11 protein-coding genes are annotated in these 12,150 nt (G+C 67.2%); 8 read left to right on the top strand and 3 right to left on the bottom strand.

The window, feature by feature from the left end; genetic code table 11:
* Positions 1-66 precede the first annotated feature (66 nt).
* Genes hisD through QU603_RS09635 form a run of 3 tightly spaced genes read left to right on the top strand, consistent with a single transcriptional unit; the run spans position 67 to position 2,926 of the window.
* Complete coding sequence (hisD, locus tag QU603_RS09645) at positions 67-1,389, top strand: histidinol dehydrogenase (RefSeq protein WP_308491176.1); 1,323 nt, start codon at positions 67-69, stop codon at positions 1,387-1,389.
* 11 nt (positions 1,390-1,400) lie between these two features.
* Positions 1,401-1,871, top strand: a complete 471-nt coding sequence (gene nrdR / locus QU603_RS09640; RefSeq protein ID WP_308491175.1) for a transcriptional regulator NrdR — start codon at positions 1,401-1,403, stop codon at positions 1,869-1,871.
* A gap of 17 nt (positions 1,872-1,888) precedes the next feature.
* Positions 1,889-2,926, top strand: a complete 1,038-nt coding sequence (locus tag QU603_RS09635; RefSeq protein WP_308491174.1) for a quinone-dependent dihydroorotate dehydrogenase — start codon at positions 1,889-1,891, stop codon at positions 2,924-2,926.
* On the opposite strand, the gene QU603_RS09630 is transcribed toward QU603_RS09635, so the two are convergent.
* Positions 2,901-3,467, bottom strand: coding sequence for a DUF3043 domain-containing protein (locus QU603_RS09630; RefSeq protein ID WP_308491173.1), 567 nt, complete (start codon positions 3,465-3,467; stop codon positions 2,901-2,903). The genes QU603_RS09635 and QU603_RS09630 overlap by 26 nt on opposite strands.
* Before the next feature lie 46 nt (positions 3,468-3,513).
* Between QU603_RS09630 and QU603_RS09625 the strand changes: the two genes are divergently transcribed.
* From QU603_RS09625 to QU603_RS09605, 5 genes are all read left to right on the top strand, one after another.
* On the top strand, positions 3,514-4,908 hold the full coding sequence (locus tag QU603_RS09625; RefSeq protein ID WP_308491172.1) for a dipeptidase: 1,395 nt from the start codon (positions 3,514-3,516) through the stop codon (positions 4,906-4,908).
* Positions 4,909-5,012: 104 nt separating this feature from the next.
* Positions 5,013-5,378 (top strand): iron-sulfur cluster insertion protein ErpA, encoded by a 366-nt coding sequence (gene erpA / locus QU603_RS09620; protein ID WP_308491171.1) that lies wholly within the window; start codon positions 5,013-5,015, stop codon positions 5,376-5,378.
* A 163-nt stretch (positions 5,379-5,541) separates the two neighbouring features.
* Positions 5,542-6,438: an aa3-type cytochrome oxidase subunit II gene (gene ctaC, locus QU603_RS09615; RefSeq protein ID WP_308491170.1), complete on the top strand. Its 897-nt coding sequence runs from the start codon at positions 5,542-5,544 to the stop codon at positions 6,436-6,438.
* Position 6,439: 1 nt separating this feature from the next.
* Positions 6,440-8,179 (top strand): aa3-type cytochrome oxidase subunit I, encoded by a 1,740-nt coding sequence (gene ctaD, locus QU603_RS09610; RefSeq protein ID WP_370655295.1) that lies wholly within the window; start codon positions 6,440-6,442, stop codon positions 8,177-8,179.
* Entirely contained in the window at positions 8,179-8,613 is a 435-nt protein-coding gene (locus tag QU603_RS09605; protein WP_308491168.1) for a cytochrome c oxidase subunit 4, read from the top strand. Before ctaD ends, QU603_RS09605 begins: the two co-directional genes overlap by 1 nt.
* 629 nt (positions 8,614-9,242) lie before the next feature.
* Here the strand turns inward: QU603_RS09605 and qcrB are convergent.
* Both qcrB and qcrA read right to left on the bottom strand, forming a co-directional pair.
* Entirely contained in the window at positions 9,243-11,051 is a 1,809-nt protein-coding gene (qcrB, locus tag QU603_RS09600; RefSeq protein ID WP_308491167.1) for a cytochrome bc1 complex cytochrome b subunit, read from the bottom strand.
* Positions 11,048-12,127, bottom strand: a complete 1,080-nt coding sequence (gene qcrA / locus QU603_RS09595) for a cytochrome bc1 complex Rieske iron-sulfur subunit (protein WP_308491166.1) — start codon at positions 12,125-12,127, stop codon at positions 11,048-11,050. The genes qcrB and qcrA overlap by 4 nt, the downstream gene beginning before the upstream one ends.
* Between the last annotated feature and the right edge of the window lie 23 nt (positions 12,128-12,150).

The raw sequence follows: 12,150 nt of genomic DNA, 5'->3' as shown, positions 1-12,150 counted from the left end.
GCGCAGATCGCGCGCGGCCTCGTCATGACCGAAGGAGCACACGGGCCCACCGACTAGCCTGGAACGATGCTGCGCATCATCGACCTCCGGGGTCACTCATTGTCGGCCGCTGATCTTCTCGCGGCGGTGCCGCGCGCACAGGCGGCCCGCGCGGACGCGCTGGCCGCCGCCGGCCAGATAGTGCTCGACGTCGCCGCGCGCGGCGAGGCCGCGCTGCGAGAGCAGGCCGATCGGTTCGATCGGGTGCAGGGGCACGCGATCCGTGTGCCCGCTTCGCACCTTGACGACGCTCTCGCGCAGCTCGACCCCGCTGTGCGGGCGGCCCTGGAGGAGTCCATCCGTCGCGTGCGGATCGCCTCACGCGCCCAGGTGCCGGCACCGGTCGTGACCGAGATCGCCGCCGAGACCGGCGGCGGGGCGGCATCCGGGCGCATCGAGCAGCGCTGGCAGCCGGTGCGCCGCGCCGGCGTCTACGTCCCCGGCGGCAAGGCGGTCTACCCCTCCAGCGTGGTCATGAATGTGGTCCCCGCCCAGATCGCCGGAGTCGGACAGGTGGCCCTGGCCTCCCCACCGCAGGCGGCGTTCTCGGGTCGGGTGCACCCCGACATCCTGGCCGCGGCCAAGCTGCTGGGAATCGACGAGGTGTACGCGATGGGCGGCGCCGGCGCGATCGGAGCCTTCGCCCACGGTGTGGCCTCGTTCGGTCTCGACCCCGTGGACGTCGTCACGGGGCCGGGCAACAACTTCGTCGCTGCCGCCAAGCGCGCCGTCGCGGGGCTGGTGGGAGTGGACGCCGAGGCGGGCGCCACCGAGATCCTGATCGTGGCCGATGAGGCAGCCGACGCGACGCTGATCGCGGTGGATCTGATCAGCCAGGCCGAGCACGATGAGCAGGCGTCGGCGGTGCTGGTCACCGACAGCCCCGAGCTGGCCGGGCGCGTGCACTCCGAGGTCGCCGCGCGCGTGGCGGCCACACGCAACGGCGCCCGCGCCGGAGAGGCGCTCGACGGCGTGCAATCGGCGATCGTGCTGGTCGACGATCAGGACGCCGCCGCGGCGTTCACCAACGCGTACGCGCCGGAGCACCTCGAGCTGCACGTGGCCGATCCGCGGCCCGAGCGGTTCGTGAATGCGGGGGCGATCTTCGTGGGGGCCTATTCGCCGGTGAGCCTGGGAGATTACCTCGCCGGGAGCAACCACGTGCTGCCCACCGGGGGACAGGCGCGCTATGCCCCCGGGCTGTCGGCTGCGACGTTCCTGCGCCCGCAGCAGGTCATCACCTACGGGCGCGATGCGCTGGCCGACGTGGTCGACCACATCGTCGCCCTGGCCGAGGCTGAAGCGCTGCCCGCTCACGGCGAAGCGGTCACCGCGAGGTTCGCGGGGTAGTCTGTCGCCTGATGCACTGCCCCTTCTGCCGCCACCCCGATTCCCGCGTCATCGATTCGCGCACGAGCGATGACGGCCTCGTGATCCGCCGTCGTCGGCAATGCCCCGAGTGCGGCCGACGATTCTCGACCGTCGAGACCGCGAGCCTGACCGTGCTCAAGCGCTCCGGTGTCGCCGAGCCCTTCAGTCGTGAGAAGGTCGCCGCGGGTGTGCGCAAGGCGTGTCAGGGCCGGCCGGTGACCGACGACGACCTGGCGATCCTCGCGCAGAAGGTCGAAGAGGCGGTGCGCGGCACCGGCGCCGCCCAGATCGACACGAACGACATCGGACTGGCGATCCTCGGCCCGCTGCGGGAGCTCGACGAGGTCGCGTATCTGCGTTTCGCGAGCGTCTACCAGGCGTTCGACTCGCTCGACGACTTCGATGCGGCCATCGCACGGCTGCGGGCCGACCATGCCGCGGGCGGGGCAGTGGAGGACTGACCGATACGCTGGAGGGGATGTATCCCTTCCTCTTCCGCATGGTTCTCTCCCACCTCGATGCGGAATTCGCGCATCACAGCGGCATGGCCGTCGTCCGCCTGCTCGGCATGCGGGTCTTCGCCGGCGTGACGCGCCGGCTGACGGCCCCCGACGCCGCACTGCGCACGTCGGTGCTCGGCCTGACGTTCGATTCGCCGTTCGGCGTCGCTGCGGGGTTCGACAAGGACGTCGTCGGCGTGCGCGGGTTGACTGCCCTCGGCTTCGGTCACGTCGAAGTCGGCACCGTCACGGCGATCCCGCAGGACGGCAATCCCAAGCCGCGCCTGTTCCGGCTGATCCCCGACCGCGCCGTCATCAACCGCATGGGCTTCAACAACCGCGGAGCGGCGGCGGCCGCCGCACGTCTGGCCAAGCTGCGACGCAGTCCGCGCCCGCGCAGCGTGATCGGCGTGAACATCGGCAAGAGCCGGGTGGTGGACGTCGCCGACGCCACTGCCGACTATGTGCGCAGCGCGACGCTGCTTGCTCCGCTGGCCGACTACCTCGCCGTCAATGTGTCCTCGCCGAACACGCCGGGACTGCGCGGGCTGCAGGCGGTTCAGACGCTGCGGCCGCTGCTGCAGGCGGTGAAGGATGCCGCGGGCACGACGCCGCTCCTGGTGAAGATCGCCCCGGACCTGCCGGACGACGAGATCGCCGCGATCGCGTCGATGGCCGTCGAGGAGGGCCTGGCGGGCATCATCGTCACGAACACGACCATCTCACGCGAGGGCCTGATCTCGGACCCGGCGGTCGTTGCCGCGGCCGGAGCGGGCGGACTGTCGGGTGCGCCGCTGAAGCAGCGCGCGCTGGCCGTGCTTCGCCAGGTGCGCGCCGTGGTTCCCGCGCACTTCGCCGTGATCGCCGTGGGAGGGGTCGAAACGGCCGCCGACGTGCAGGAGCGGCTGGAGGCTGGAGCAGACCTCGTGCAGGGCTATACGGCCTTCCTGTACCGGGGGCCCTTCTGGGCGCGTCAGATCAACCGCGGGCTCAGTGCGGGTATTGGCCGCGCTTGACCTGAGGCTTGGGCAGCCGCATCCAGCGCATCTGGATCGTGCGCATCGCGCCGTACCAGCCGAGCCCGCGCTCGCGCTTGCTCCCGAACTTGCGACCCGCCGCGCGCTTGACGCGCAGTGAGGTGACGACCATGTCGATGATCACCAGCAGCACGAAGATCCACAGGATGAGCATGCTGATCAGCTGGATCTCGGTGATCTGCACGACCATCGTGACGATCACGAGGATCATCAGCGGCATGATCAGCTCGCCCAGGTGCCAGCCGGCATCGATGTAGTCGCGCACGAAGCGGCGCTGAGGGCCCTTGTCGCGGACCGGCAGGTACTTGTCTTCGCCGGCGGCCATGCCGATGCGCGCGCGCTCGCGCTGGGTGGCCATGTCTGCCTTCTGCCGCTGTCGGGCTTCTTTGGTGTCGGGCACGAGCGGCCGCTTGCGCGCGGCCTCCTGCTCGGCCCGCGTCGGGGTCGGCCGTCCCTTTCCAGAGTTCGTGACGTCGTCGGTGGCGTCCTCGGCGGCGGGTTCGGCTGTCTTCTTGGACACGGATGATCCTCGGTCTCTGTGAACGGGTTCCCTTAAGATTACCCGCATGACATCTGAGCTGTCCCGACCCCAAGCCGTCCGCGATGCCGCGGACAGCGGCATCCCTTCAGCATTGGCCGACCTGGGAAGTCTCGTGCGCATCCCGTCGGTCGCTTTCGCGGGCTTCGACCGCGCACATGTGCAGCGCTCCGCCGAGGCGGTGCGCGAGCTCATGGAAGGCATCGGACTGTTCGAGCGTGTCGAGATCCGCGATGCGGCCATCCCCGGAACCGAGGAGCGTGGCATGCCCGCGGTGCTGGCCACGCGCGCAGCCCGCAACGGCAGGCCGACCATCTTGCTGTACGCGCACCACGACGTGCAGCCGGTCGGAGACGAAGGGCTCTGGACGTCGTCGCCGTTCGAGCCGACAGTGCGCGACGGCCGCCTGTACGGGCGGGGGGCCGCCGACGACAAGGCCGGCATCATGGTGCACGTCGGCGCACTGCGGGCTCTGCGGGCGGCGCTGGGAGACGATCTCGATCTCGGCATCGCCGTGTTCATCGAGGGAGAAGAAGAGGCAGGGTCCCGCTCGTTCGCACAGTTCCTCGCCGACAACGCCGATGCGCTGCGAGCCGACGTGATCGTGGTCGCCGACTCGGGCAACTGGGATGCCGTGACCCCGGCGGTCACCGTCTCGTTGCGCGGCAACGCCCGCTTCACGCTGAAGGTGCGCACTCTCGAGCACGCGTCGCACTCGGGCATGTTCGGGGGAGCGGTGCCCGACGCGATGATGGCGACGGTGACGCTTCTGGCGACGCTGTGGGACGACGCGGGCGCCGTCGCCGTCGAGGGCCTCGCCGTGCGCGACGCGGCGACCCCGGACTACTCGGAGGCGACGCTGCGTGATGAGGCAGGACTTCCGCAGGGGGTCCAGCCCATCGGGCGCGACAGCATCCTCAGCCGCATCTGGAACAAGCCGTCGATCACCGTGACCGGCATCGATGCGCCCAGCGTCGTGAACGCCTCGAACACGCTCAGCCCCGAGGTCAGCGTCGTCATCAGTGCCCGGATCGCCCCCGGGCAGTCCGCCCGTGACGCGTACGAGGCGCTCGCAGCGCATCTGCGTGCGCATGCGCCGTTCGGCGCCCAACTCGAGTTCGTCGATGTCGACTTCGGGGACGGATTCCTCGTCGACACCAGCGGCTGGGCCGTGCAAGACGCGCGCGCGGCCATGCAGGACGGATATGGCGTCGCGCCGGTGGACCTGGGCGTGGGCGGCTCCATTCCCTTCATCTCCGACCTGGTGCGCGAGTTCCCCGACGCCCAGATCCTGGTCACCGGTGTCGAAGACCCGCATGCGCGGGCCCACAGTCCGAACGAATCGCTGCACCTGGACACTTTCCGTCACGCACTGCTGTCCGAAGCGCTGCTGCTGGAACGGCTGGACGCCCGCGAAATGTGACCCGGCGGTCCGCGATGACACGGCCTCGGACGCGGCCGCGGCCGTGTGCGCGGGCGTAGACTCTTGGGCGTCCGCCCCGCTTCTGCCAGACCTGGAGGATTCACATGACAGACACGGCACTGACCACGGAACAGACGGTGAGCGAGCACGGTGTGCTGCTGACCGATGCCGCCTCAGACAAGGTGAAGAGCCTGCTGGCCCAGGAAGGGCGCGATGACCTGCGACTGCGTGTCGCCGTGCAGCCCGGAGGCTGCTCGGGTCTGATCTACCAGCTGTACTTCGACGAACGGGTCCTCGATGGTGACCGCACGGTCGACTTCGACGGTGTCGAAGTGATCGTCGACGACATGAGCGTCCCGTACCTCGACGGCGCGACGATCGACTTCAAGGACACGATCTCGGAGCAGGGCTTCACGATCGACAACCCGAACGCTGCGGGGTCCTGCGCGTGCGGCGACAGCTTCCACTGATCACACGGTGACCTCGTCGGCTTCGGCCGGTGCTCGGCGTACCCGCGGAGGGTGGGCCGAACACCATGCGTCCCTGCTTCCGGGCTGGACGAATGGCCAGAATCCGGTGGGAGGTTGCTCTAGACTTGCCACTGTCGAAACCATGATTCCGGAAAGGTGCATCGTGCCCTCGAAACGTCGCCTGCGCTGGCTCGCTCTCCCGGTGGGGGGTGCCGCGGCCGTTCTGCTGGCCGGATGCACGTCCACCCAGCTACACGGGTATCTGCCCGGGTTCGCGGACCCGAACGCGAAACCCGCGACCAACCGCACCGACATGGTCGCCTCGCTGTGGACCAACTCGTGGATCGTGCTGCTCGTGGTCGGTCTGATCACGTGGGGCCTCATGCTGTGGGCGATGATCGCCTACCGTCGTCGCAAGGGTCAGACGGGCCTGCCGGTGCAGTTGCGCTACAACATGCCGATCGAGATCTTCTACACGGTGATCCCGCTCATCCTCGTGGCCGGCATGTTCTCATTCACCGCACGTGACCAGACGATCATCGAGACGCAGGATCAGCACCCCGACGTGTCGGTCGTGGCGATCGGCAAGCAGTGGTCGTGGGACTTCCAGTACAACGGCCAGGCCTCTGACAACTCCGACGCCGTCTGGTCGATGGGCACGCAGGCACAGCCCGACAAGAACGGCAACGTCGACCAGGATGCGCTGCCCACGCTGTACCTTCCCGTCGACAAGACCGTGCGCATCGACCTCGAGTCGCGTGACGTCGCGCACTCGTTCTGGGTCATCGACTTCCTGTACAAGAAGGACCTCTACATCGGCAGGGACAACTCGTGGTCGTTCACCCCGACCCGCGAAGGCACCTACCAGGGCAAGTGTGCGGAGCTGTGCGGCGAGTACCACTCGGCCATGTTGTTCCGCGTCAAGGTCGTGAGCGCGGCTGAATACCAGCAGCATCTGACGGAACTGCGCGACGAGGGAAACACCGGCGACATCACGGACGGTTACGACCGGCTCGGCAACGAACCCGGTACTGGCGCTCAGAACAAGGGGAACAACTGATATGGCGACCACGCTCCCATTGCAGGAGTCCGCACAAGGCCACAGATCCACGCTGCCTCCGCGCCAGGCGGCGCTGATGAGCGCCACCCGCGTGGAGCAGAAGGGCAACATCGTCGTCAAGTGGATCACCTCCACTGACCACAAGACGATCGGCTACATGTACCTGATCGCCTCGGTGATGTTCTTCATGCTCGGCGGGGTGATGGCGCTGATCATTCGCGCCGAGCTGTTCGCGCCGGGACTGCAGATCATCCCGACGAAGGACCAGTTCAACCAGCTGTTCACGATGCACGGCACGATCATGCTGCTGATGTTCGCGACGCCGCTGTTCGCCGGCTTCGCCAACGCGATCCTGCCTCTGCAGCTGGGTGCGCCGGATGTCGCCTTCCCGCGCCTGAACGCGTTCGCGTTCTGGCTGTACCTGTTCGGCTCGACGATCGCGACGGCCGGGTTCCTCACGCCGCAGGGCGCCGCGGCGTTCGGGTGGTTCGCCTACCAGCCGCTGGCCAATGCCACGTTCTCGCCGGGAGCCGGTGGCAACCTGTGGATGCTCGGCTTGGGCATGAGCGGGTTCGGCACGATCCTGGGCGCCGTGAACTTCATCACGACCGTCATCACGATGCGCGCCCCCGGCATGACGATGTGGCGCATGCCCATCTTCTCCTGGAACACGCTGATCACCAGCATCCTGATCATCATGGTCTTCCCGGTGCTCGCCGCCGCGATCCTCGCCGCTGCCGCCGACCGCGTGCTCGGGGCCCATATCTACGACTCCGCCAACGGCGGTGTCCTGTTGTGGCAGCACCTGTTCTGGTTCTTCGGCCATCCGGAGGTCTACATCATCGCGCTGCCGTTCTTCGGTATCGTGTCCGAGATCTTCCCGGTGTTCAGCCGCAAGCCCGTCTTCGGCTACAAGACGCTGGTGTATGCCACGATCGCCATCGCGTCGCTGTCGGTGTCGGTGTGGGCGCACCACATGTACGTGACCGGTGGCGTGCTGCTGCCCTTCTTCTCGCTGATGACGATGCTGATCGCCATTCCGACGGGTGTGAAGATCTTCAACTGGATAGGCACGATGTGGCGCGGCTCGATCACGTTCGAGACGCCGATGGTCTTCTCGATCGGGTTCTTGACCTCGTTCGTGTTCGGTGGCCTGACCGGCGTGATCCTGGCCTCGCCGCCGCTGGACTTCTTCCTGTCCGACTCCTACTTCCTGGTCGCGCACTTCCACTACGTGGTCTTCGGCACGGTGGTGTTCGCGATGTTCGCCGGCTTCTACTTCTGGTGGCCGAAGTGGACCGGCAAGATGCTCAATGAGCGCCTCGGCATGGTGCACTTCTGGATGCTGTTCATCGGCTTCCACATGACGTTCCTGATCCAGCACTGGGCCGGTGTGGACGGCATGCCCCGCCGCTACGCGGACTACGCGCCGTCGGACGGCTGGACCTGGATGAACGAGGTGTCGACGATCGGCGCGATGCTGTTGGGTTCGTCGATGATCCCGTTCCTGCTGAACGTGTGGATCACCGCACGCAACGCGCCGAGGGTGACGGTGAACGACCCGTGGGGCTACGGTGCGTCGCTGGAGTGGGCCACGAGCTGCCCGCCGCCGCGGCACAACTTCACCTCGATCCCGCGCATCCGCAGCGAGCGCCCGGCGTTCGATCTGAATCACCCGGAGGTCATGGAGCCGGCCGGTGCCGCGCTGGTCGGCGCGGGGGCAAGTGGAGAGGCGAAGTAATGCGTGCGAATGCTGGTATCTGGTGGGTCATCTGTGCATTCTTCGTGGTGATGTCGATCGTCTATACGATCTGGAGCATCCTGCCCCACCCGGACCTGCCGTGGAACCACGGGGTGGAGTGGGTCGGCACGATCGCACTGCTGTTCGTCGGCTTCATGGCCGCACTCATCGCGTTCTATATCGGTCGGGTGCATCACGCACAGGGTGGCGAACTGCCCGCAGACATCCCGACCGCCGACATCGACGACGGTGACCCCGAAGTCGGCGAGTTCTCGCCGTGGTCCTGGTGGCCGCTGGTGCTTGCCTTCTCGGCAGGTATTGCGATCCTAGGTCTCGCGATCGGCACGTGGATGATGCCGATCGGTGTGGCCGTGTTCGTCGTCGCGATCGTCGGCTGGGTCTACGAGTACTACCGCGGGTACTTCGCGCGCTGAGACAGCCGTAGAGGGCCGCTGACACCGGGTCATCCGGGTCGGCGGCCCTCTGTCATGCGCCGCCGTGTCCCGTCTGCGCCGCTTTGTCGCCGTCTGCGCCGCCGTCTCCCCGTCTGCGCCGCCGTGTCCCTGCGCATGGTCAGCGCCGGTACGCGAGTTGACAGAAATGGCCGGAACCGCACCGATCATTCCGGCCAGTTCTGTCAACTCACGGATGCGGGATGGCATGACCGCGACTCGCCGGACGTCGGGCGATGGTGACGAGCGCCGGATGCGGCGGTCCGGGCGGAACCTCACCGGACCGCGTTACCGCGCACGCACGTGACACGCACGCTGTCTGCATCGACAATGTCGTTCACGACTCCGCCCACCCCGGACCCGTGCGGCGTCCCGGACGCGTGGTGCTCAGAGAACCCCGGCGCGGGGTACGGTAGTGGCCGGAATCGTGCGGACGATTCCGGCCACTACCGTCAGCTCACTGACGTGGAGGGTGTGGGGCCGCCGTGGGACGTGGGCGCCGGGTCGGCCGGGCGAGTGACGAGCACGGGGAGGGGCGGGGCCGGGGCGTCCAGACGGAAAGAGCCCCGGACCGCGCATGGCGGTCCGGGGCTCTCAGCGTCGCGAGAAGACTACTTCTTGCCGTCGCCCTCAGGCTCGTCCTCGGCGAGGACGGTCGTGGCCACGACGGGGATCTCACCGGTCTTGCCGTCGATGCCGGCCACGTGCAACGGCGCCTCAGGGTGACCGGCGCGCTCGTGCGCGGCCTGGATCTCGGCGTCGGCGACAGTGGTCATCTCGGCCAGTGTGTGGTGCTGATGCTCCACGGCCGCATCGAGCTGTCCCTGCGTCACCGGGCTCAGGCGATCCTCGAAGAACCACCGTGACATCCCCGCCCGGACGTTCTGCCAGAAGCCGATCCGACCCTTCGCGTTCGGACGCACGATGAGCGGCTGGTAGGTCTCGTAGTCGACGAGCTTGAATCGGTCGAAGTGCTCGACGGGGCGGTGCACCTCGACGAATTCACCACCGGGCAGTCGCACGATGCGGCCGGACTCGTACCCGTGCAGCACGATCTCACGATCCTTCTTCTGCAGCGCGATGGCAATGCGCTTGGCGACGAAGTATCCGACGATCGGTCCGAGGATCAGCAGAGCCTGGAGGCTGTGGATCACACCCTCCATCGTCAGCGAGAAGTGCGTGGCGATGAGGTCCGACGAGGCGGCGGCCCACAGCACTGCGTAGAAGATCACGCCGGCCACGCCGATGCCCGTCCGCGTTGCGGCGTTGCGGGGGCGCTGAGCGATGTGGTGCTCGCGCCTGTCACCGGTGACCCAGGCCTCGATGAACGGGTAGATCATCACCAGGAGGATGAAGACCACCAGCACCAGCACCGGCAGGATGATGTTGAACGACCAGGTGTGGGCGAGCCAGACGAACTCGAGATGCGGGGGCACGAGACGCAGAGCGCCGTCGGCAAAGCCGATGTACCAGTCGGGCTGGGTGCCCGCCGAGACAGGAGACGGGTCGTACGGGCCGTAGTTCCAGATCGGGTTGATCGTGAACAGCGATGCGATCAGCACGATCACACCGAAGGTGATGAAGAAGAAGCCGCCCATCTTCGACATGTAGACGGGCATCATCGGGTAGCCCACGACGTTGCTGTTCTGGCGGCCGGGGCCGGCGAACTGCGTGTGCTTGTTGATGACCATCAGCATGAGGTGCAGCACGAGCAGCCCGACCAGGATCGCCGGCAGCAGCAGAATGTGCAACGTGTAGAGGCGACCCACGATCTGGTCGCCCGGGAATTCACCGCCGAACAGCAGGAACGAGGTCCAGGTGCCGATCAGCGGCAGGCCCTTGACCATTCCGTCGATGATGCGCAGGCCGTTGCCCGAGAGCAGATCGTCGGGCAGCGAGTATCCGGTGAAGCCTTCGCCCATGGCGAGGACGAACAGGATGAAGCCGATCACCCAGTTCAGCTCACGGGGCTTGCGGAACGCCCCCGTGAAGAAGACACGCAGCATGTGCACGCCGATGCCGGCGATGAACACCAGCGCCGCCCAGTGGTGGATCTGCCGCACGAGCAGTCCGCCACGGATGTCGAACGACAACCGCAACGTCGAATCCAATGCTGCGGACATCTCGACCCCGCGCATCGGGATGTACGAGCCCATGTAGTGCGTCTCGACCTGCGATGCCTGGAAGAAGAACGTCAGGAACGTGCCCGAGAGCAGGATCACGACGAAGCTCCACAGCGCGATCTCGCCGAGCATGAACGACCAGTGGTCGGGGAAGATCTTGCGGCCGAGTTCCTTCACGAAGCCGGAGAGGCTCGTGCGCTCATCGATGTAGTTGGATGCCCAACCGACGAAGCGGCCGCCCAGCGGCTTCTCCTTGGCGTCCTCCTGGAACCGGGAGGTGGCGGATGCGGTACTCAATGACGCTCCCAGAAGCTCGGACCGACGGGTTCGTGGAAGTCGCTCTTGGCGACGATGTAGCCCTCACTGTCGACCTCGATCGGCAGCTGCGGCAGCGGGCGCGCCGCCGGGCCGAAGATGACCTCAGCGTTGTGCGAGACATCGAACTGCGATTGGTGGCACGGGCAGAGCAGGTGGTGGGTCTGCTGCTCGTACAGCGCGACCGGGCAGCCGACGTGCGTGCAGACCTTGGAGTAGGCGACGATGCCGTCGAAGCCCCAGTTCTCACGTCCCGGTGCCGGGTGCAGCTGGTCGACGGGCAGACGCATCAACAGCACGATCGCCTTGGCCTTCTGGTCGAGGTAGCCCTCGCTCGGAGTGAGCTTCGCCAGATCTTCGGGAATCACGTGGAACGCCGAACCGAGCGTGACGTCGGACGCCTTGATCGGAACACCGCTCGGGTCGTGCGCGAGGCGCATCCCCTTCTTCCACATGGTGTGGCTGAGCAGATAGACCGGGTCGCCGGCGTGTGGCTCGGACGGTGAGCTGTGCGGCGCGAGACCGCGGAACAGGACGATCCCCGGAACGAGAGAGGCCACCAACGCGGCGAACATCGAGTTGCGCACCATGGCGCGACGGCCGAAGCCCGACTCTTCGTTCGCGTCTGCGAACGCCTTGATGGATGCCTCGCGGGTCGCGTCACGACCACGGGTCGCGTGCCGAGGCTCGACGAACTCCTTGTCGGACATGATCGCCTTGGACCAGTGGATCGCGCCGATGCCGACCGCCAGCAGCGCCAGGGCGATGCCGAGTCCGATGAACATGTTGTTGTGGCGGATGGCGACGACCTGGCCGTCTTCGATCGGGAAGATCAGGTATGCGGCCACCGCCCAGATGCTGGCGGCCACCGACAGGTAGAACAGCGTGTAGACCGTGCGGACGGCGCGGTTCATGGCGGCCGGGTCCGTGTCGGTGGTCCGCTCGCGATGCGGCGCCAACTCGCTGTTCTGCACCGGGTCGGGGACCGCGACGGCGAGCCCGGGGGAGGGCTTCCACGAAGCCCTCTCGTGCTCGAGCGGGTCTTCCTCGTGTGCCATGGTGCTCCTCGTGCGTGGAATGT

It is taken from the genome of Microbacterium terrisoli, assembly GCF_030866805.1.
Lineage (GTDB): Bacteria > Actinomycetota > Actinomycetes > Actinomycetales > Microbacteriaceae > Microbacterium > Microbacterium terrisoli.
The sequence above is the reverse complement of the archived record's forward strand: the minus strand, read 5'-3'. Positions and strand labels throughout refer to the sequence as shown.